The following is a 20,346-nucleotide window of genomic DNA, read 5'->3' on the forward strand; positions in this document are numbered from 1 at the left end:
CACCAGCTCGATCAGGGTGTCGTTGAACATCCGCCCGCCGTCCAGAAAGCCGGTTGCCACGAAAAACGTCGCCGGCAGGCCGTGGCGATTCAGAATCGGCCAGGCTTCGGTCAGGTTGTCTGCGTAGCCGTCGTCAAAAGTGATGCACGCCGCGCGTGCAGGCAGGCGCCCCTCTTGCAGCAGACGCCCCGCTTCGGCAAGCGGCAGGACCTGGAAATGGCGCTTGACCAGGGCCATCTGCCAGTCAAAGGCCGCCCGGTCGGGCGTATCGGGCAACAAGGCATCCGGCGCCGCCAGCACCCGGTGGTAGATCAGAATTGTCAGTCGCCCACGCGTGCCAGCGGGCGAGGCCAAGGCCAATGCAGCGGTCAGGGGATGAAACATTGTCCTCATGCCTCGGTGCGTGCAGTTTTGACCTGCTGTGTTGTGCTGTCAGGGCGGGGAACATTGCAGATGATATGTCGGAACTTGCCGTTGGGCAGAGGGGGAATCGTCTCCACCTGCTTCACGTCGACCCGTGTCCACTCGCCCAGCAAGCGTTTCAGATGGGAAGTCAGCGTGTCCGTGCAGGCCTTCGTCAGCCGCCCTTCAAGGCTGAGCAGCACGGTTACAGCGTCAATTGTCTGCTGCTCGATCCGGTAGGCCCGCAAACCGGGGATGTCGCGCATCAGGTGGTTGACCGCGCTCCCGTGAATCCACGCGCCGTTCGCGCTGACCAGCCCGTCGTTTGCCCGGCCGGCCAACTTTTGCAGCAATGGCAAGCTGCGCCCACAGGGGCAGGGCGCGCCACCGAGCACGCCCCTGTCGCCGGTACGATAGCGAATGAACGGAAACTCCGGCCCTGCGAGGTTGGTGACGACGATGTCGCCTTCCTCTCCGTCGGCAAGCGGCCTTCCGTTGTCATCCACCACCTCCACCACAACCTCCTCGGCGGTGATGTGCAGCCCGCCGTGCGGACACTCGCGGGCGATGAAGCCCGCGTCACGGGCGCCGTATTCATTGGCCACTCCGCAACCGAACGCGCCGGAGATCGCTTCGCGCCACTCCGGGCGCAACACCTCGGAGGTGCAGAACGCCACCCGAATCCCGACATCGTCCATGCGTTTGCCAGTTTCGCGGGCGCGGAATGCCAGCTGGGCAAGCGCGGACGGGTAGCCGAACAGCATCCGTGGGCGAAAGTCGCGCATTCTGGTGAGAATTTCGTCCATCCGCGCCACGTTGAGCCCGTGTGTCGGAATTAGCCACGAGCGTAACAGTGCATCGCGCAGCGCCCGCACCCGGTCCTGATGGCCGGCCTCTATCGCCGAACCCCACAGCACTGCCTCGCGGTCGCCAAAGTCCACGTCCCACCAACGGGTAGCACGCCACTTGGCGGCGATATCAAAGGCCACGCGATGTCGCGCCAGCAAGAAGGTCAGCGGCTCGCCGGAAGAACCACTCGTGCGCTGCACCGCCAGTCCGCTTGCACCTTCGGCTTTCAGCTGGCCGAAATTCGCGCGGATCAGCTCCTTGTCGCTGGTCGGCAACGCTGCCAGAAGGGCCGGGTCGGCAAAGTCCTTGGCGCTCAAGCCACGCGCTTGAAAGAGCTCCCGGTAAAACGGCACTTGGGCACTGACTTGCGCCATGAAATCGACCAATCGCCTCCCTTGGTCGGCACGCAAGGCCTCGGGCGACAACCACTGAGTGCGCTCTATCTCGCGCAGAATCGCAACCGTGTCATGCCGCTTCAAACGCTCGTGCAGCGGGAACAGTAGTAACGAAACCAGGTGGGTGTACGCGGTGCCCAAATCAAACTTTCTCCATTATGTTGTCGCGGAGCTCAGTCGAGCCGGTAGGAGCGGCGTGAGCCGCGAACTCCGAGCCGGCATGCTCAGCAATCACGACCGGTCTTGCTGACACACGGCCTGACCGCACTGCCAAACCGGGTGTCGGAAGGCACAGGAAATACGTCGAGAGAAGCACCATGATCCAATCGGAAAGCAGCATGTGCTGATATTCGACAACACAGTCATTTTGCGGACGCAAGTCGCACCCACCATCTCCAATAACCGTTAGCATTATGCACTGTGGCTTGTCGCCCAAGTGTCAGGTGAAGAGCCGCTCTGTGCTTTTTCGGGTGATATCGTTCATGAACTGGTCGGATTTGCGGGTAGCCATCGTTGGACCTTTGCCGCCCCCAGCCGGTGGTATGGCGAACCAGACGCGTCAACTCGCCGAGTTGCTGCAGGGGGAGGGGGCTTACGTGGACGTGGTGCAGGTCAATCCTCCCTACAAGCCGGCGTGGGTGGCCAACCTGAAAGGACTCCGCGCCGTTTTTCGCCTCATTCCCTACTTCTTCCGGTTGTGGAATGCCACCGGCCGAGCCAATCTGGTGCACGTGATGGCGAATTCAGGTTGGTCCTGGCATCTGTTTGCGGCACCTGCTGTGTGGGTCGCCTCGCTAAGAGGGGTCCCGGTTGTCGTCAACTACCGGGGTGGAGAAGCCGATCGCTTTCTCTCGAAGCATGCGTCCATTGTCAGGGCGACGATGCGTCGGGCTTCATCGTTGGTGCTGCCCTCGGGCTTCTTGCTCGAGGTGTTCGCGTGTCATGGGATGCGGGGCAGGATCGTGCCGAACATCGTCAATGTGGAGCGCTTTCAGCCAGATGCCGAGCACTCACTCGATCCCTCCGCGCCTCATCTCGTCGTGGCACGCAATCTCGAGCACATCTACGGCAACGACATCGCGTTGAAGGCGTTTGCCAAAGTCCTTGAGGTGATTCCCGGCGCCCGACTATCGATTGCGGGCTCAGGCCCGGAGCTGGCCAGTTTGACGGCTCTGGCCGAGCAGCTCGGCGTCTCCGAAAGAGTCAGCTTCACGGGACGACTCGACCGCGATGAGATGGCTGCGCTCTACCGGCAGGCCGACGTAATGCTCAACCCTACCCGTGTCGACAACATGCCCAACTCCGTGCTCGAGGCGATGGCAAGCGGCCTGCCGGTGGTAGCAACGTCCGTTGGCGGAGTGCCGTTCATCGTAGAACATGAGAGGACAGCGTTGCTTGTGCCAGCGGACGATGAGGATGCGTTGGCATCGGAGACTTTGCGCTTGCTGCGTGACCCGGAACTCCGGGCCCGACTCTCCCGGGCAGGGGTCGCCTCGGCCAGGGAGTATCGATGGAGCGACGTTCGGACGAAGCTGGCCGATGTGTACCAGGCTGCCTCGATGCAGGAACTGATCAGGGGGGCGGCATGAGCCTGTCTGCTGGCTTCCTGAAAGGGTCTCGCGGTCCCCTGTTTTACACACTGCACTCAACATCAACAAGTCCGAGGTGCCGTGGTGTAGTGCTCGTTGCGCAGCCCTTTGCCGAGGAGCAGAACAAATCCCGCAGAATGGTTGCGTTGCAGGCACGCGCCCTGGCCTTGGACGGTTGGGTCGTGATGGTGCCGGACCTCTACGGATGCGGCGACAGTCATGGCGACTTCGGCGAGGCCGACTGGCAAGGATGGCTGGACGACCTCGACGCTTGCCTCACCCATCTGCGCCGGACTCACGGAGGTCCGGTGGTGTGTCTGGGGGTTCGCGCCGGCTGCCTGCTGCTGTCGCAGTTCGCGCAGCAGCGAGATGCGCTTGAGCCTGTGGCTACCATCTTCTGGCAACCGGTGCTGGACGGAAACCTCTTTCTGATGCAGTTTCTTCGTTTGCGCGTGGCCGCCGGGATGATTGGCGGCAATAAGGAAAGTACCAGGGATTTGCGCGCGAGGCTTACGGCAGGCGAGTCGCTGGAGATTGCCGGCTACATGCTTTCACCCAAGCTGGCCTCAGGCCTTGCGGAATCACGGCTGGAAGCGCCGAGAACGGGGCCGGTGCATTGGTTCGAAGTCGTGTCCTCGGACGATGCTGGTCTGTCAGTCCAGAGCAGCAAGTGCATCGACGAATGGCGAAGCTCAGGCATAGAGGTGCATGCCACAACCTGCACAGGTGAGCCGTTCTGGAGTGCCCAGGAGATTCGGGAGGTGCCGAGCTTGATCGAGCTCACGCGGGCAGCGGTGGCTGACGCCGAAAGCGGAGTGCCAGCATGACGGAACGTGCCATCATTTTCGACCGCCAGGGTGACGAACTGATCGGCATACTCCATCCCGGTCAGTCCGAAGCACGGGTAGGTGTGCTCGTCATCGTAGGCGGCCCCCAATACCGCGTTGGCAGTCACAGGCAATTCGTACTGTTGGCGCGAGCCCTTGCTGCCGCCGGTATCCCTGCGTTCCGTTTCGACTATCGCGGGATGGGAGACGCCTCAGGAACAATGCGTAGCTTCGAGGAGGTGCAAGACGATATCGCCGCGGCCATCGACAGCTTCGTCGGGAGTGCGCCGACACTGGAAAAGGTGGTGTTGTGGGGGCTATGCGACGCTGCATCCGCTGCGATCGACTACGGTTGGCGCGACCCCCGTGTGGCGGGCCTTGTACTGCTCAATCCTTGGGTGCGAACGGAAGAAGGGCTGGCCAAGACCTTTCTCAAGCACTACTACCTGCAGCGACTCACGAGCCTGACCTTCTGGTCGGGTTTGTGCCGGGGCAGGGTGAATCCGCTTACCTCGCTGCGCTCATTACTCATTCACGTCCGCAAGGCTGCGGGAGGTCAGTCCGAGTCCCCGGCCAATGGGCTCGACACCATGCTGGTGCCAGCATCGGATAGCCAGGACCGCCGCATCGAACAAACGCCACTAAAACCCGGCGAAACACTTCCGGTGCGAATGGCCGAGGGCTGGCGGCGCTTCAAGGGCCGCATACTGCTGATCCTGAGCGGCAATGACCTGACTGCCGCCGAGTTTCTCGAGACTGTGGGCTCATCCGACGCCTGGAGCGGCTTGCTCGAGGCACCGAATGTCAGTCGCCGTGACCTTCCCGATGCGACGCACACCTTCTCCTGTCATGCGTGGCGTGCGCAGGTCGAGCACTGGACTCTGGAATGGCTGGGCGCCGAACCGGCGGTCGCTTGGACGACGGCATCCGTGGTCGAACCCAGGGCATGAACGATATCCGGATGAACAAGCCATATCCATGAAAACTCGCGTTCATATCACCGTCGATACTGAGTTCAACATAGCCGGCGCGTTCAGCGATGCCGTGAATTGCAGGCCAGTCGGTCCGCAGTCGGTCTATTGTCGAACCAACGAACAGTCACATGGGCTCGGCTATCTTCTGGATACCCTGAATCGCTTCGGTCACAAGGGAACGTTCTTTGTCGAAGCGCTCAACACCATCTATTTCGGAGACGAACCGATGGGGGGGATCGCAAAGAGTCTTCATGCATCGGGCCACGATGTTCAGCTTCATCTTCATCCATGCTGGACTTACTTCCGTCACGAAGACTGGGCGTCCCGGCTGCAAGTCGAGCGACCAAATGACAACATATGCCGTCGGACCGAAGATGAAATTGTCGAGCTTATTCAACATGGACTTGCGGCCTTCAGTCGCTGGGGTATTCCGGCCCCGACCGTCTTGCGAACCGGGGGGTTGAAGGTCAACGAGGCCGTCTATCGCGCGATGGGCCGCTGCGGCCTCCTACGAGCGTCAAACGTTGGAGTCGGAATATACCGCCCGGATGACTCAAGCCTTCAACTCTATGCAGGCAATCACGACGTCGAACACGTACTGGAAACACCGGTCACAACCTATACTGATTTCACGGTGTGGCGGCGGCGACATCTCAAATGTCTGACCCTGACCGGTTCATCATGGCCTGAGATTCGGACGGTCTTGTTACAGGCGAGAAGGTCCGGGCTTTCGGACGTGGTTCTGCTTACGCATCCCTTCGAGTTTGTGAAGCATCGAGACCGCACCTACGAGAAGCTGTTTCCGGACAGGATTAACCGAGAGCGATTGCTGAGGTTGTGTGATTATCTCGCCGGAAATGCCGAGTTCGAGGTCGCTACCATGGGAGCGCCGGCGCCCACGCTGCGAAAAGGGCAGAATCCATTGTTGCGTACCCCCGTCAGATACGCACTGCCACGCATGGTGGCGAATGCGGTGAACCACGCTGTGATGCGCTTTTGAGAAACCTCGGAATGGGACTCTCCAGTATGAAAAATGATTCCGCGATGGGACTCGGCGCGCCTGCACTGCGCAGGGTCAGGGTACTCGGGCTTCTTTTCCTCCTGCTCGCAGCATGGGCGCTGCCGTCGGTCGGGTTTGCCCAGACGAGTGTGGTCTGCCCGCCGCTGGAGCGGAGGTTTGGGCCGCATGACTATCTGAACCCTTCCTCCCGCCAGCGCTTTCTCAATCTTGTGGAAAGACATCATTTCACGGATCGAGTCAGGAACATGAATCCGCGGGGCGATACCGGTTCATTAATCGGCGACATCCAGTACACGCTCAACTGGTTTCCAAATCATCATGAGGCACTGGATCTCTTCGCCCGGCTGGCGGTACGTGAGCAAAACCCCCAGCCGCTGGGCGCTAGCGCACACATCGACTGTCGATTTCAGTGGGCACGCCAGGTTAATCCGCGTGATGAAATGGTGCCGATGATTCAAGGGCTCTATTTCCATCGTCTTGGCCGCAACAGCGACGCCATCAGGCAGTTTGAACAGGCGGTGGTTCTCGGGCCCAACAATGCAACGGTCAGATACAACTTTGGCCTTGTCCTCGTTCAGGCCAGGCGCTTCGAAGAGGCCCGGGAGCAGGCGCGTGCAGCCTATGCATTGGGTTTTCCGCTCCCCGGGTTGAGAGATCAGTTACGGCGGGCCGGTTATCCTCTTGGAGATTGAGCCTCGATGCGCGACCTTCTGCTCTTCGGCATCATCGTCGGACTTATTCCCTTCATCCTGCGGCGACCGTGGCTCGGTGTCGTGGCCTGGTTCTGGATCGGTTTGATGGTTCCACAGGCACACACCTGGGGTTTCATGCGGACTTTCCCTCTGGCAATGCTCATCGGTGGGGTAACGCTCGCCGCGTTGGTCGTCAACCGTGATCGGCGCAATCTGCCGATGACGCGCGAGATGGTCATGATGTTCGTGCTGGCGGCCTACATGACGATGACCACCTATTTCGCGGTGTACCGCTCCGGTGCGTGGGCTCAGTGGGAGAGCGTGATGAAGATCTTGCTGATGACCTTCGTCACACCAATGTTGATTTTTGGGCCGCGACGGATTGTGTGGGTCATTCTGGTTACGGTGGTGTCGCTGGGGTTCTATGGTTTCAAGGGCGGGCTTTTTACCATCTCCACCGGGGGCAGCTACATGGTGCTCGGGCCACCCAGGTCGTTCATCTCGGGCAATACGTACATTGGGCTCGCCATGGTCATGGTGCTGCCGCTCATTCTGGTTACCGCGCGGTTCTTCAATGAACGCTGGTTCGATTTGGGCTGGCCCCTGAAACAGAGCTGGTACAAGGGAATAGGGCTCGGGTTCTATGCCATGTTCTGGCTTACGGGCCTGGCGATCATCGCCACCTATTCGCGTGGGGCTTGGTTGGGTTTGCTCGCAGTTGCGCCCTTCGTCTTTCTGCGTATGCGACGAAAGTGGGCGATCGTCGCAGCGGCCGTGCTCGCTCTGGGTGTGGTCGGAATTGCGGCGCCCGACCGAATGGTCGAGCGGTGGCAGACCATCGGTGGCTACGAGGAAGACACTTCCGCAATGCAACGTATCCAGTCCTGGGGCGCCAACTGGAACATGGCGGTCGAACGCCCGTTGACTGGGATGGGCTTCAGAAACGTTGAGATGGGGTACGCGTGGTGGATTTCGTACGCGAATTTCGAGGGCTACTGGCGGCACGCCTTGTCGCCCCATAGCATCTATTTCCAGATGCTCGGCCAGCACGGTTTCGGCGGTCTGTTCGTGTTCCTAACCTTGATCGCGTTTACTTGGCTGACGCTGGGACGAATCAAGAGACAAGCGAAAAAGGCCGACCAAAAGTGGCTGTCGGAGTACGCTTGGGCGATTCAGATTGCCTTTATCGGTTACCTGGTGTCAGGCGCGTTCCTGGACGTTGCCTATTTCAACCTTGTGTACGCCTTCATTGCGCTCGCAATTATCATGCGTCGCGAACTGGACGAAACTGCGGCCTTCAGTCCGGCTCAGTACCGACCTGTCTCACTACCCGCCGGTACTCAGGCGATTGGCGCAGGCGCACGGACTCAAGGGGTCGCGGCAGTGGGTGGAATGCACGTCAGGCGAGACTAATACCCGGTGTGCTAGGAAATCTTAGCTGTGCGTGGTTGGCCTCGCAGAGCCGCAATCACTGTACGGCGGAGTTCCATCAGCCCGCAGAGTTCGGCCTCAAATTCAATATCCGAGATTCGCTCGCCGTCGAGAACTCTTGGGAGCGCGAGACGGTGCGTCTTATGTGAGCACAGACCGGTGTCGGTTGTGGTGGCACTTCGGACACCCGCCGCTTCAAGAGGAGCGAAATCCTCGCTTTGCCATTTCCCGCTGGGGTAACAGAAATGCCTGGTGGGTGCATCGCTGACGCGCAAGAGTCGCTGCCTATTCTCGGCAATTTCCAGTGCGGCGCAGCTTGCGCCGTTGTGTCTTACCCGATGTCGGTGCGTATGCAACTGAAACGTCAGGAGCCCGTCTGCCGAACATTCGCGCGCTTCGGTCAACGACATCAGGCCGAACTGGCGAGACGATGCGGCCCACGCCCAGTCGTATTGAAGTGTCGAAGCGATTTCTGCTAGAAGGTCGACGCGTTCGTGCGCGCTCAGCCGGGATTCGGCGAATGCCGCGACCTGATCGTAGACGAAGTCGCGTGCCACCGGATCATCCAGGTCATGACTCCGCCCGTTCAATGACTCGATGCGTGTGGTGTTGCCGTCAAGCACACGTCGTGGTGATGTGACGAGGATGTGCTGAAGCGCCACACCGAATACCGGGGTGCCGTTTTCCGCATGGTACGTGGTGAGGTAAATCGTGGCAGCAAAGCCGCGCGCGGTCAGCGTCGGCACCATGTTGCGAAAGGTGCCGTACCAACCGTCGTCGATGGTGATCACAACAGCGGAATCGGGCAGGCTGCCATCGCCCAATCGCTTCAGCGCCTCTTCCAGCGGCAATACGGGATAGCCAAGCCGGTCCAGCAGGTCCATCCGTCGCGAGAAGGTTTCGCTGCGCATGAACAAGAAGTTGAACGGATTGGGTTGTCGGTCATCCATCCAGATGCCGTGGTAACACAGAATTCGCAACCGTTTGCGCGTTACATATCTTGCGAGCTGGAACAGACCCAGCCCTTTCAGCAACTTTAGTATTCCTTGCTTGTAGTCAGTCAATCGCCTCTCCACTGATTCCGGCCCATGCGAGCATCGTCCTACGCGGCCAGATCATCAGGTAGATCGCTGGTATATAGCGCCCTTGCTCGAACAATGAGCGTCGCGTGGGCGAGCGGGTAAGAGCGCCTGAACGGCCTTCCTTGTCCGTGCCCACCTTGACCATCAACGCGCCGTGAGTTTCAGGATACTCCCGCAGGTAGGATAGGCGGGGGCTGATCTGCGAGAGCGCCGGGTCACGAAACCAGCTTGAAGCGATCACACCTTTGTATCCAGGGTTGATCGCGAGTATTTCCGCGAGGCGCTTGTAACTGGCCAGCCAACCGTTTGGATTGAAATCATCCAGACTGTCGGGGTGTGCGTGCAACTCGAGCATGGGCCTGAAGCCGCGGGCTCCAGTCATTACGCACCTTAACACCCTAAGCCTTTGGATGAAGCTGCCACGCATAAGCGTACTGCGCGGCAGGCCCGAGCCGACGTCCGCGAACTCTGCGCCTACCGGTATCAGGCGCCCCACGAGAATTGACAAGTTCTTGCGCCACCGGTCCTCAGTGAGGGCAATCGTCGTTCCCTCGTCGCGAATGGTTTCCAGAATCCTGCGAAACTCCCTGGCATAGAGAGGCAAGATCGAAGGCGGCAGGTTCACCGCCCGCATGTTGCGTGGGTGAGTGAAGGACGATGCAACAAGTGCGCGTGCAGCCAGTTGAGCCGTTGCTGCACTCTTGGCGTTCGATGCTCGAGCAAAATCGTGAAATGCTTGGGGAAGGTGACGATAGCTGGAAGGTAACGACCCGCTGCCGAGTAGCGACATAGCCGTCAACGCCTTGGTGAGCATCTCGCTCAGCGGCGCATCTCGCTTGCCGAGCTCAGCCCTGAGGAGCCTGCCGGCATCGAGTGCCGATTCACACAAAGCGTCCAGCTCGGCCTGCGAGGAGAGGTATGTTTGCTCATTCATCGGTCGTGTCCTAGACCAAAGCGACCCCGATTCATACTGTCGCCATTCTGACACGGGCGCACGTCGTGATGCCTATAATGTCGGCTCCAGTATCTACAGGCGTTCAGAAAACTAAGTATGAGCATGACGTCCGAATCGCCTTTGGTGTCCGTCATTCTGCCAGCGTACAACGTGCGGGAACATATCGCTGATGCCATCAACAGCGTCGTGCTCCAGGCGCTGCCTTCGATGGAGATCATCGTCGTGGATGATGGCTCAAGCGACGGCACCGCCGAGTTCGTGAAGCAATCGTTTCCCGATGTCCGACTCTTTCGAAAGCCTAACGGCGGTGCGGCTTCAGCCCGCAACCATGGCATGCGCGAGGCGCGCGGTACGTTTATCGCATTCCTCGATGCAGATGACGTATGGCTGCCGGGCAAGCTGCTCGCCCAGCTCGACTACATGCGCGATCATGATCAGGTCCGGCTGGTTTGTGGAGGGTTCTCCTTCTGGCATCCGGATGAGTCCGGTGCCTTCCCGGAGCCCGCGACTCTCCATGAGGCGGTTTCCCACGCAGTCGTCGATGCGGAGCAATCGGGCTGGAACTATCACAAGTTGCTACTGAGCAACTTCGTTTGGACGTCTACGGTGGTCATTCACCGGTCGTTGATCGACGAAGTCGGGTTTTTCGATGAATCTCTTCGGCTGGGGCAGGACTATGACTACTGGCTACGCGCCGCGAGGGTAACCGAGATACACGTTCTCAAAGGAGCGTTCGCGCTCTATCGGAAGCACGATGGTAGCGCCACAATGCGGGGCACCGCCACGGAGAACTTTGCCGCGCGCGTGATCGAAACCGCATTGACGCGTTGGGGTCGAACGAGTCCAAACGGTGAAAGCGTCTCCCCCGAGGCCCTTAACGAACGGCTCTACTCCATACACCACTCTGCGGGCTACGGTTGTTATCACAATGGGCGCATGCAAAGGGCCGTGAGTGAGTTTGGTGCTTGCGTCAAGCTACGTCCTCTGTCGGCGAAATCGTGGCTTTACCTCGCGCTATCATCAGTAGGCATGCTTCGGTCAAGGTTGAGCAAGACCCACTGACGGCGCTTAGGTCCGGCCGGATTTTTCGAGTAAGGCGATGGTTAGCATTGCGCCGATGCAATCGTCCTGCATTCCTCTCCCCGTGTGCTGCCTCTCAAACAGGTCCACCATGCCAGAGCCGAAAACCTCGCGTATCCATTCCGAGTGCCCGATTATCCGGAACACGCTGTTGCGAAAGCCGCCATTTGTTCGCAACAGCCGCTCGAAGGCGGTTTCCTTCTCGGGCCTGCGCAGACTGGATGGCAATAGCCTGTTGCGGTAGTAGCGAAACAGCTTTGCGAGCTTTCGGCTGCGAGCCAGCCCTGGTCCCGCGGACACCGGCAACCCGGTCTTGTCGTGCTTGATTGCCCCAAGAGCCGGATTTATTGCGTTGATGATCTGTTTGTAGATTCGCGCATCCTTCCGTAAACCCCACGGTAGCCGTGTCGCGTAGTCAATGAACTCGTTGTCCAGGCCAGGAGTACGCACGTCCAGATGGTTTGCGTTCAGGCGTACGATGCCAAACACCATGCGTCTGCTGCGGTTCTCCATGATGTACTGTTGGCTGGCGTCCAGCCCATGCCTTCCACACGCGTAGCGCTGCATGAAGTCTTCGGTGAAGGCCTTGAAGACGGATGACTCGTTGTCCAACTCAAGTCGCCGAGCCCGGTGTTGCGCCAGCGCAAAGCGCTTGTCGCAAGCCTCCTGCATCCCCACAGGATGGAGAAACATGGCTGGATTCATGAGTATGCCCTGCAAGAATCCATCCACCGTCGCGCCGCAGCCATGCTCTTGTGCGAGCACTCTTGATGCACCTGCGAGCCTCCAATGCCCAACGTTGAAATCGCCCGAGTCGAGATTCAAATCGAAGGACGAAACATCGGACATCCAGTCGCTTGCGTCAAACTCGACAAGATTTCGATCGAGCGTGGCCGCGATTTGTCGTGCTATTGGAAGCTCGTAGTCACCCAGGTCTTCCACATGGAAGAACAAGTCGTCTTCCTTCAGGAGGTCGATGCAACTCGCCACATTGCATCGTGAGTCGAGTCCGCCGGTAATCGGCCAAGCGATTCGACCTGGCTGCGAGGTCTCAAGTGCCCGGCGGTTTGCTCCCCGAACGGTTTCGATCCCCTCGTCAAGCCAGCGCGCACTCTCGGTCTCATTGGAATCGTTCGCTGTCGGCGCCCAGTAGCGTTCGAGTATCGCTGCCCCTCCCGGAGCCAGCCGCAGGCGAGTCGCGGGAGGCATCAGCGACACTCCCGCCAGAACCGTGCGTTCCCAGTTTGAGTGGTTCTGCAGCACGAACTGATGCACCCCGATCGGATCGGGTTTGTCGAAACCGAAGCGCACCATGTCCACTAGTCGGCTCGCGAAAAACGCCCTCCCATCACGCAGCCCCCAAAAAACTGGAACGGTCCCGAGTCGGTCCGAAGTCAGGACGACGCAGCCTTCGTCAGCAAACGAAATCTCGAGCCACGAACCGTTCCGCTCGAGTGGGCTGTTCTGTGACAGGCGCGCCCGCCCGTCATGGATAAGCAACAAGCCATCAGCGGATTCACTGCGATACGTCTTGTCCAGCTCAAAACAGCCCTTTACGGTGTCCGTGACTCTATCCAAGGAGTGGATTTCCGCTGTTTCGCGACCCGAGCCGAAAGCCTCAGGGAAGACCATGCCTTTGAGAACGATCATGTGAGAAGGAAGAAACTCGTTGGAGTTGAGGGGTGAGCTTGGTGAGCACCCTGGCCAGCAGGGAGGCTCACCAGCTTAATTGAACGGTCTGGATACTGGGGGCTTTCATTGCTTCAACTGCTACATTTGACACCTTCGGCGAACAACTTCGCATGAGGAAGATCCATGTGTGCAGCAAAGCGCCGATCCGGGTCGCTGTTCAACTCGATGACGATCGGTCCGGAAGGCGTGACCGCAATGTCGATCCCGCAAAAGTTCATCTGAGGGAAGGCTGCGACCGCCCGATTCGCGAGCTCGATGCACTCCGGCCAGAAAGGGATCTCAAAACCCTTCAGGGTCGCGCCGGTGTCGGGGTGAGCATCATAAGAGTTGCGTTCAATGCTGAGGTCCAGCGCCTCAACCACGCGGCCAGTGTCGATATCGATTGGGCAAGCCAGCCCTCCAGTGGAGGTGTTGTCCACCTGGCTGCCAGCGCGACCAACTCGCAACATCCCTCCCCGCGTGACGAAACCGTCTTTAGTATGAATGACGATCAGGCGCAAGGTATTGACCGAATCGGGGTTAAGCCGTGCTAGCGCGGAGTGTTGAGTCAGATATTCCTCGATAATCGTACCGCTGCGGAAGTTCTTGAGCCGCTCTGTCCACTCCGCAACTGAGTAAACCTCGTTGGAAAGTGGGTGATGTAACTCAAGCCGACCTTCGTTCATGACAACGTTCAGCGCGGCAAACTTTGAACCGCCAGAACCCTCGGCCGCCTTGAAGCAAAGCCTCTTTTCGATGTGACCCTGAAGTAATGCAGTGAGATCGAGTGCATTGCGTAGTGGCTTGTCGTTTGTGTCGCCCCCTCTGTCGGGATGGTAGAAGCCGAGAAAAGCGGCAGTAGGGAGCCCTCTCAAACTGAGAAGCGCTTTCTCTGCCAGCTTGTGCTGAGATAGTTTGCGGAATGAAGTCGGATTGAGCTGGGACAGCTTCCTTTCGTACTGTTTTGAATTGACGTGTAGAAGGATAGTCCGCGTCCCGATACGTTCTCGCCAGAAGCGAGCAAGCATAAAATAGTTCGGTCCTAAGGACCTGTAAAAGAACAAGACCACAAACTTAATAAAGCTATAAGAGAATAGAGCGAAATTATTTTCGCTCTTTCTCCAGAGTGCACTAAGGAAGAATCGCATAATTTCCCATGCTCTGAGTTGCGACGGTATTATGAAGTCGGTTTGTCAATAATCTGACAGCGAATCTCCCGTAGAGTCCCCAAGGCCTGCCAATGATGACTGCCGAATATTTCGGGCTTTCCGGACAAGGAAGGTGGGTGTGCGGATTAGGGGCCGTCCGTCGTCGCTGCCAAGCGCAAAAGCTTGGAGAACTCAGCCCTCACGCCTCGCTGATATGCAACCTGAAGCACGTTAGGGCCGAATGCGGTGTTAGCCTCGATGATAAGGGGGCCCGCGTTCGTGATCGCTATATCCCACCCTACAGTTGGAAGCTTCGGCGTTACAAGTTGAGCAAGTCGAACTAAGTCGAGTGTTTCTTTCCAAAAGGGAATTCTTCTTCCTTCAATGGGCGCTTTGGTTTCCGGGTGGTGAGTAATCCCGACGATTTGGGGCCAGTCAGGTGAAAGCGAGGTTCGCCCTAAGCCGATCGTGCCATCAGCGAAGTTTATGGGGGCGACGATGTTTCCGCCGCGACCCTCCGAGAAATTGTCTGTAGAGTTGCCGTTGGCCGGGAGTCTAAGCACCGGCAGTAGAGTCTCAACTCCGTCGCTGGTTCTGTATGTCAGAATACGGATCGTACCCAGGGCGCCATTAGGCATTATGTCGGTAAGGTCGTCATGGGTGCTTATGGCTGGTTGAATCAGCCAACCGCTCCGATCAACAATGTTGTCACGAAGGTAGTCGTAGAGTTCACGATTTGTGAGACTAAACGCTCTAAAGTGCCAACGGCCGTCCGATCGGGTTGCAGAAAAAGCGTCGGTGCCGTGCGCGCCTGCGATAAGTTTTACGAAGATTCGATTAGGTGCATTTTCGAGCGCGCTTTCCCACGCAGCGATGCTTGCAATCCGTTTCTCAGGCAATGCTCGCCGGGCGCCGTTGTCTATGTAACAGATTATAGGAACCGTAGGGAGGCCTGCGTTAAGGCAGTGTTCTGTAAACAACAATTTGTCCCGGGCGAGAATAAGATTCTCGCCTGCAACTTCCCGGAGTTGGGGGTTTGATTCTGGATCTTGGATGTAGCGGCTCCATTCTTGTGGTGCGCGCTTATCGAGCTCGAAGAGAGAATAATAGCGGGGCCCTATCTTGTGCGTAAATCGAGCGCGTAGTACCCTAATTGTTTCCCGCGGTATTTTGAGAGGAGCTGCCTCAGCACTCTGTCGTATCGCGCGGAGGTAGTCAGAGATTGATCTTGATAGGTTCATTTTCTGTCAATCCCGAATAGCTTGTAATTAAACTGTAAATGCTGGGCGCTATAAGGAGCACTTCTTATCGTTCGGCAGCCGAAGCGTGGGGCTCTTGCCCGTGCGCTGCACCTAGCGCGCCGGTCGCGAGACGTTGGAAAATCCTGCCTTGGCTGATTAAGCTTTCCCAGTTCCCTTGCTCGACAATCTTTCCCTCGTGAAGGACAAGAATCCGGTCGCACGACTGGACGGTTGTGAGTCTGTGCGCAACCAGGATGATGGTCTTGCTGCCACTGAGGTTATGAATTGCTTCCATCACCGCACGTTCGGTCGTATTGTCGAGGGCGCTGGTAGCTTCATCGAAGATCAGTACTGAAGGGTCACGATAGAGTGCGCGCGCAATGCCAATCCGTTGGCGTTGTCCTCCCGATAAGCGAACTCCGCGCTCGCCGATGATGGTGTCGTAACCTTCGGGAAGTTCTTGTGTCACAAAGTCGTGGAGATTGGCCAGTCGTGCAGCGCGCTCGACAGCCTGCCTGTCAATTCGGTCGGCAGGCAAGCCTAGTGCAATGTTGGCGGCAATGCTCTGGTCGGCGAGGAATATGCTCTGGGGCACGTATCCAAGTGTCGCCTGCCAGTTGCGAATGTTCGCCGGACCAAGGACGGTGTCGTCGATGCGAACTTCACCTGACTCTGGTTTCAGCAAACCGAGAATGAGGTCTACAAGCGTGCTCTTTCCCGCGCCGGAGGAACCGACCAACCCGATGGTGGTGTTCACCGGGATGTTGATATTGAGATCCTCGAGAGCGGCCTTGTCCGTCTCCGGGTAGCGATAAGTGACGTCCTGCAGAACAATTGCACACTGTGGGTTCAGCGGTGTGGGGTCCGGCTCGAACTGAGCGGGTGACGGCGTCGCGGTGGTGTCGAGATCCTCCAGGACGGCGTCGACTGCCGGCATGTTGAAGCGGAGCACAGCGATCGTACTGAAGATCTTCTGAAAGGCGGGAATAAGCTGTTTGCCCGCAAGCCCGTACAGGCCGATGAGCGGAAGTGCTGTTGCGATCCCTCCGTCGCTCATCAAGTAGAGAACAAGTAGCAGCACGCCGCCGAAAGCGGCACCTTCTATTGCGTACTGGGGCAGGTTGGACAGCAGCGTGACGTTCGCCTGATGCATTGCGAAGCGACGCGATGGATTGCCGAAGCGTTCGAGGTAATTGCGCTCTCGACCGAGCAGACGTATCTCCTTGGCGCCCGCGAATGCCTCCGAAGCGGTGGTGAAGCGTTCGCGGTTTGCGGCTACGCGGTCCTTGCCGATACGGCTCAGCCATTGCTTTGAAAGGAGGTAGATCGTACCGTACGCCGCGCCCAGGCCAGTGGCGACGCCGAGCGCCAACCAGGGCTCGACGACGATGAGCAGTGTGACGACCGAAACTGCCAGGAGGGTGTAGCTCAGCAAACGCATTGCGGGCAGTAGCGCAGTTGCAACGGCTTGGCCGGTTTCCTGAAGTACGGTTTTGGACAGGTCGCCGGAGTTGCGTAGCAGATAGAACTCGTAAGGTCGGCGCAGGTACTCGTCCATGAGCCGATAGGACAGGTGATACTGCTGCAAACTCGAGTATCGTGTGACAGCCCATTGGGTGAATGCCTGAAGGGCTGTGCCCGTTACGAACACGATGAAAGCTGCAATCCCGAGAAATTGAAGGAAAGCGGTGCTGCTGGAGAAGCCAAGGCTGTTGTAGGCGTGACTAAGCCATGGTTTGGCTTCGATCATGCCCGGATCGGATAGCACCGCGAGAAAGGGCATGATCGAGGCGACCCCGGCTGTCTGCACGAAAGCGGTAACAATCATGAGCAGGATCAACAAGATGACCTTGCTGCGGTCGCCTGGGTGCAGCAGTGCGTAGAGCTTCTTGGCAGTTTGGAGCATCAGCCTTGGTCTTCGGAGATTTCGGATGACAAGTAGCGTGCACGATAGCAGCAAATGCCCTGAGGGTAAGCGTACGATCTGTTGCAGATTATCGATCCGTTCCAGTGTAGCGAGTGCAACCTTTGTGGCGAGCTGATTGGGAATGGACGACAGGGGCGGTTTGCCAGACGAGAGCTGACTGGATGGCCCAACCGCGGACCGTAGGACTTAGGACCCTGGGGCGCTGGTTGGCTGTGTGTCGGTCACCTAGCGGTTTCTGATAGCGCGAATCATTGCCGGACTGAGGTCTCTTGCATGGGCGGCTGGCTCTGGGCGTATCCCGCTGGGAGCTTCGACAGGCTGCGACAGACGGGAGGCGCGAACGCTTGGCGATGGGTTTTCCGGTTGGTGCCCGATGGGTGGGGGCACTGCCTTGGGTGGTGTGGGACGGGCTATGGTCGCATCGGTTCCATTGCTACTGTGCTTGTACAACCTCGCCCCATGCTCAGTCTGGATGAAGATCGCGCCAAGTTCGGGGATCGGTGCCGTGCGAACCCCCGCATAACGCCCGCGCCACACTTCCTGGTCGAAGACTCTTACCATCGACCACTCGGTCAGGTCTGCGCTCAGCTCCCAAAGCTCACGACTTGGGGCGCGGTAAATGAGGTATGCGCCTGATACCGGGTCATAAAGAAGATTGTCGTTGGAGATGCGATGATCGAATGGCAGATCAGCAACGGGCGCGATACTGCCATCGGCGGCGATCAGGGACGCTTTGCGCGGACTGTAAGTCCCACCGGCAACCAGCATGTCGCCACGCGTGACGTTGTAGCGAGAAGTCGAATGATATCCATGCACCTCGATTGGGCCAAGGTCGGTGTAGCCGTCCAGGGCGTCAGGGCGGGCAGGATCAATCGCCCAAGCCCTGCGATTGCGGACCATGACCAACCGGTCAAGCCCGGAGTGCCACTCAAGGGGAACAAAGCTCAACGCAGAGGACGACCCTACCGGGGCAAGCGGCATCGGGTCAGCAGCGAATTCCCATCTGCGTTGAGCGATCACGTACCGCAACAGTGCGTTTTGTCGACTCCCTCGCAGCCACAGGCGGTAGTAATGACCTCGCTTGGGGTCGAGCGCGATCTTGTTATAGACGTGGTAGTAATTGGTCTCCTTGACCGGACCGCCCTCCAGCGGCAGCTCGCTCCACTCATTGCGCAGTGCGTCGTAACGAAAGAATACGTTTGACTGGTTCAGCCCCTGAAAGTAGATGCTGGCCGTGTCTGGATGCCAGTGTGCAACATCGCCCCACACATCCGCTTGGCTCGATTGAGTGAACCATGCGCGGAAATTTGCATGTCCGGGCGGGAAGGCCACGCCGGGAATCTCTGCAACTTCTCCCGGCTGCGTCGATGCCGCAAGCTGCCCGATAGCAGATTGCGCCAGAGCGGGCGCTATGGGAAGGTCCCGCGCCGGTTGCGGCATCGGCTGGCCTGTAACCTTGTTCTCGCTCTCCACTGCTTCGTCTCCCGGCTTCCGCGCGGGAGCCTCAGCGACAAGAGGCTTGAGCCGGTGCAGCACAAGACCCTGAGTGTGCGAGATGAATGCGATTACGTCCGTTCCCGGTACAAGCGCGAACGGGCAGTAGGGTTCGTAGCGACCGAACGGTAGACTGCCGGTCAGGTCTTCATAAACTGTATATGGGCTTGCCAGATCGGGCGCTCGGTAGAGAACGTTCGACTTCAGGAAGAGATAGCTGCCGTCACGCGGATCGACAATCAGCTTCGATGAGCCAGACCCCCAAAGCATTCGCTCACCGTCAGGCCCGACACGATCCGCCATCAGTTCGGGAGCGCCAAACGGCTCGGTCATACGGTATTGCATGTACGATGTTCTGAGCCTAGACCCGAAGTTTTGCCCTCCGACGATTGCGAGCTCGCGTTTCACCGAGTTCCACAATAGCAGACCCGCGTAACCGGAGAGGCGGCGGCCGTCATCATTGCGCGGCAGGCGTTCGTGCAAATGCCATTCGTTGTCTTCGGGCGCGCGAGACCAGATCTTGCCTCCGGGCGTGTAAGCGTAGAAGCGGCCCCATTCCTGGACGTAGGTGATGGCAAAGCTACCGACGCCGTCCACTTGCGTGTCGCCGAAGGAGGGGCCTACGCGCTCGAAAACCCCGGGGTTATCCAGCGGCGTCCGTATGAACCATCCCATCTCGGTTCGCGGAGAGTCCGACGGGGCGAAGTACAGGTAATCGTCATCTTTGGTTAAGCGGTTGAACGGTCGCCGCCCGCCAGGATGTCCGGCATTCGAGTCGAACCCCTCTGGCTGATTGATGCGCCAGAATCGCCCGTCCGCCTCCATGACCATCAGCGCCCGCTCGAACTGTGAGCGCGAAAGAATCATCATCAGCTTGCCGTCGTGCTCGACAAGCTGCTGCGTCCAGCCCATGCCATCGGCGCCGCCCGATTCCCCATCGATGGGAACCACGTACTGGAAACTCTTGAACGACACGCCCTCATCCTTGCCCGGCCAGGTTGTTAGGTGTGCAAGGTTCCTCCACTCACCGGGGGCCATCAGCGCTGCTTGCTCAAGAATGAGACTTGTGGCTCGGACGGCTTGGAGGGGAGCGGCCAGCAGCAGACCGATTGTGAGCGTTAATGCGGCACGGTATCGCACGGCGGGAGCATGTTCTTGAGCGGTCTGCAACTGCCCTGGTGGGTATCGGGAGTTGGGTTGAAGGGTCGGTGAACTTGACAAGAGTGCTGCTCGTCTGCAGTCAAATGACTTTTGCTTTCAGCATAGTACAGATGCGCGGCTGAGTCTGCGGGATCGCCAAACGCGGGCGACTGTGCTCTATCTCACGGGTGTGGCCTGGCATGGCGTTCGAATTCTCTTCGACGAACGTATTTGTCATGAGGTGGTAGAGCGTGTCGCACGACTTCTGACGAAGCTGTTGAGGACTTCGACCACGCTTCCTTCGCTCGGCAGAGTATTGACCCGCATTGCTTGCGGCCCTCGCAAACCGTTTAGGCAAAAAAGCCTCGGGTGATCAAAGAGCCTTTCTTGAATGACTCTGCCCCTCGACGGATTGGCGAAAACGTCGC

The 20,346-nt window shown here is 58.7% G+C and carries 16 protein-coding genes; 7 read left to right on the forward strand and 9 right to left on the reverse strand.

All coding sequences use genetic code 11. The features are described 5' to 3' along the window. Both GPA21_RS02285 and GPA21_RS02290 read right to left on the reverse strand, forming a co-directional pair. Positions 1-384, reverse strand: a 384-nt coding sequence (locus GPA21_RS02285) for a polysaccharide deacetylase family protein (RefSeq protein ID WP_168986597.1), incomplete at its 3' end; no start/stop codon positions are given. A gap of 5 nt (positions 385-389) precedes the next feature. Next, positions 390-1,787, reverse strand: coding sequence for a phenylacetate--CoA ligase family protein (locus GPA21_RS02290; RefSeq protein ID WP_168986598.1), 1,398 nt, complete (start codon positions 1,785-1,787; stop codon positions 390-392). Between the two features lie 341 nt (positions 1,788-2,128). On the opposite strand from GPA21_RS02290, the gene GPA21_RS02295 reads away from it, so the two are divergent. The 6 genes from GPA21_RS02295 to GPA21_RS02320 are packed head-to-tail and all read left to right on the forward strand — an operon-like array spanning position 2,129 to position 8,162. Beyond that, positions 2,129-3,235, forward strand: coding sequence for a glycosyltransferase family 4 protein (locus GPA21_RS02295; protein WP_168986599.1), 1,107 nt, complete (start codon positions 2,129-2,131; stop codon positions 3,233-3,235). Beyond that, positions 3,232-4,062 (forward strand): hydrolase 2, exosortase A system-associated, encoded by an 831-nt coding sequence (locus tag GPA21_RS02300; protein ID WP_211163382.1) that lies wholly within the window; start codon positions 3,232-3,234, stop codon positions 4,060-4,062. The genes GPA21_RS02295 and GPA21_RS02300 overlap by 4 nt, the downstream gene beginning before the upstream one ends. Continuing rightward, a complete protein-coding gene (locus tag GPA21_RS02305) occupies positions 4,059-5,012 on the forward strand; it encodes a hydrolase 1, exosortase A system-associated (protein ID WP_168986600.1) in 954 nt (317 codons plus the stop codon). The genes GPA21_RS02300 and GPA21_RS02305 overlap by 4 nt, the downstream gene beginning before the upstream one ends. Before the next feature lie 28 nt (positions 5,013-5,040). Next, a complete protein-coding gene (locus tag GPA21_RS02310) occupies positions 5,041-6,036 on the forward strand; it encodes a polysaccharide deacetylase family protein (RefSeq protein ID WP_168986601.1) in 996 nt (331 codons plus the stop codon). 26 nt (positions 6,037-6,062) lie between these two features. After that, entirely contained in the window at positions 6,063-6,749 is a 687-nt protein-coding gene (locus GPA21_RS02315) for a tetratricopeptide repeat protein (RefSeq protein ID WP_168986602.1), read from the forward strand. A gap of 6 nt (positions 6,750-6,755) precedes the next feature. Next, positions 6,756-8,162 carry a putative O-glycosylation ligase, exosortase A system-associated gene (locus GPA21_RS02320; RefSeq protein ID WP_168986603.1) on the forward strand — a complete coding sequence of 469 codons (1,407 nt, stop codon included), beginning with the start codon at positions 6,756-6,758 and terminating at the stop codon, positions 8,160-8,162. Between the two features lie 11 nt (positions 8,163-8,173). On the opposite strand, the gene GPA21_RS02325 is transcribed toward GPA21_RS02320, so the two are convergent. Together GPA21_RS02325 and GPA21_RS02330 are read right to left on the reverse strand one after the other, a co-directional pair. After that, the gene (locus GPA21_RS02325; RefSeq protein ID WP_168986604.1) at positions 8,174-9,244 is read right to left on the reverse strand and encodes a polysaccharide deacetylase family protein; all 1,071 of its coding nucleotides are present in this window, start codon (positions 9,242-9,244) and stop codon (positions 8,174-8,176) included. After that, the gene (locus tag GPA21_RS02330) at positions 9,237-10,196 is read right to left on the reverse strand and encodes a hypothetical protein (protein ID WP_168986605.1); all 960 of its coding nucleotides are present in this window, start codon (positions 10,194-10,196) and stop codon (positions 9,237-9,239) included. Before GPA21_RS02330 ends, GPA21_RS02325 begins: the two co-directional genes overlap by 8 nt. 117 nt (positions 10,197-10,313) lie before the next feature. Between GPA21_RS02330 and GPA21_RS02335 the strand changes: the two genes are divergently transcribed. Then, positions 10,314-11,279, forward strand: a complete 966-nt coding sequence (locus tag GPA21_RS02335) for a glycosyltransferase family 2 protein (RefSeq protein ID WP_168986606.1) — start codon at positions 10,314-10,316, stop codon at positions 11,277-11,279. Positions 11,280-11,285: 6 nt separating this feature from the next. On the opposite strand, the gene GPA21_RS02340 is transcribed toward GPA21_RS02335, so the two are convergent. From GPA21_RS02340 to GPA21_RS02360, 5 genes are all read right to left on the reverse strand, one after another. Continuing rightward, complete coding sequence (locus GPA21_RS02340; protein ID WP_211163383.1) at positions 11,286-12,947, reverse strand: asparagine synthetase B family protein; 1,662 nt, start codon at positions 12,945-12,947, stop codon at positions 11,286-11,288. A gap of 113 nt (positions 12,948-13,060) precedes the next feature. Then, positions 13,061-13,996: a sugar-transfer associated ATP-grasp domain-containing protein gene (locus tag GPA21_RS02345; protein WP_168986608.1), complete on the reverse strand. Its 936-nt coding sequence runs from the start codon at positions 13,994-13,996 to the stop codon at positions 13,061-13,063. Between the two features lie 266 nt (positions 13,997-14,262). After that, entirely contained in the window at positions 14,263-15,357 is a 1,095-nt protein-coding gene (locus GPA21_RS02350) for a sugar-transfer associated ATP-grasp domain-containing protein (RefSeq protein ID WP_168986609.1), read from the reverse strand. A 64-nt stretch (positions 15,358-15,421) separates the two neighbouring features. Further along, positions 15,422-17,263: an ABC transporter ATP-binding protein gene (locus tag GPA21_RS02355; RefSeq protein WP_168986610.1), complete on the reverse strand. Its 1,842-nt coding sequence runs from the start codon at positions 17,261-17,263 to the stop codon at positions 15,422-15,424. 246 nt (positions 17,264-17,509) lie between these two features. After that, on the reverse strand, positions 17,510-19,753 hold the full coding sequence (locus GPA21_RS02360) for a hypothetical protein (RefSeq protein WP_168986611.1): 2,244 nt from the start codon (positions 19,751-19,753) through the stop codon (positions 17,510-17,512). Positions 19,754-20,346 lie beyond the last annotated feature (593 nt).

Source organism: Azoarcus taiwanensis (genome assembly GCF_012910885.1).
GTDB classification, from domain to species: domain Bacteria; phylum Pseudomonadota; class Gammaproteobacteria; order Burkholderiales; family Rhodocyclaceae; genus Azoarcus_F; species Azoarcus_F taiwanensis.

Excerpts from the sequence above, each read along its gene's own strand:
- GPA21_RS02315 (WP_168986602.1), top strand. The coding sequence starts at position 6,063 with ATGAAAAATGATTCCGCGATGGGACTCGGCGCGCCTGCACTGCGCAGG.
- GPA21_RS02350 (WP_168986609.1), bottom strand. The coding sequence starts at position 15,357 with ATGAACCTATCAAGATCAATCTCTGACTACCTCCGCGCGATACGACAG.
- GPA21_RS02320 (WP_168986603.1), top strand. The coding sequence starts at position 6,756 with ATGCGCGACCTTCTGCTCTTCGGCATCATCGTCGGACTTATTCCCTTC.
- GPA21_RS02340 (WP_211163383.1), bottom strand. The coding sequence starts at position 12,947 with ATGATCGTTCTCAAAGGCATGGTCTTCCCTGAGGCTTTCGGCTCGGGT.
- GPA21_RS02330 (WP_168986605.1), bottom strand. The coding sequence starts at position 10,196 with ATGAATGAGCAAACATACCTCTCCTCGCAGGCCGAGCTGGACGCTTTG.
- GPA21_RS02355 (WP_168986610.1), bottom strand. The coding sequence starts at position 17,263 with ATGCTCCAAACTGCCAAGAAGCTCTACGCACTGCTGCACCCAGGCGAC.
- GPA21_RS02310 (WP_168986601.1), top strand. The coding sequence starts at position 5,041 with ATGAAAACTCGCGTTCATATCACCGTCGATACTGAGTTCAACATAGCC.
- GPA21_RS02300 (WP_211163382.1), top strand. The coding sequence starts at position 3,232 with ATGAGCCTGTCTGCTGGCTTCCTGAAAGGGTCTCGCGGTCCCCTGTTT.
- GPA21_RS02345 (WP_168986608.1), bottom strand. The coding sequence starts at position 13,996 with ATGCTTGCTCGCTTCTGGCGAGAACGTATCGGGACGCGGACTATCCTT.
- GPA21_RS02335 (WP_168986606.1), top strand. The coding sequence starts at position 10,314 with ATGAGCATGACGTCCGAATCGCCTTTGGTGTCCGTCATTCTGCCAGCG.
- GPA21_RS02295 (WP_168986599.1), top strand. The coding sequence starts at position 2,129 with ATGAACTGGTCGGATTTGCGGGTAGCCATCGTTGGACCTTTGCCGCCC.
- GPA21_RS02305 (WP_168986600.1), top strand. The coding sequence starts at position 4,059 with ATGACGGAACGTGCCATCATTTTCGACCGCCAGGGTGACGAACTGATC.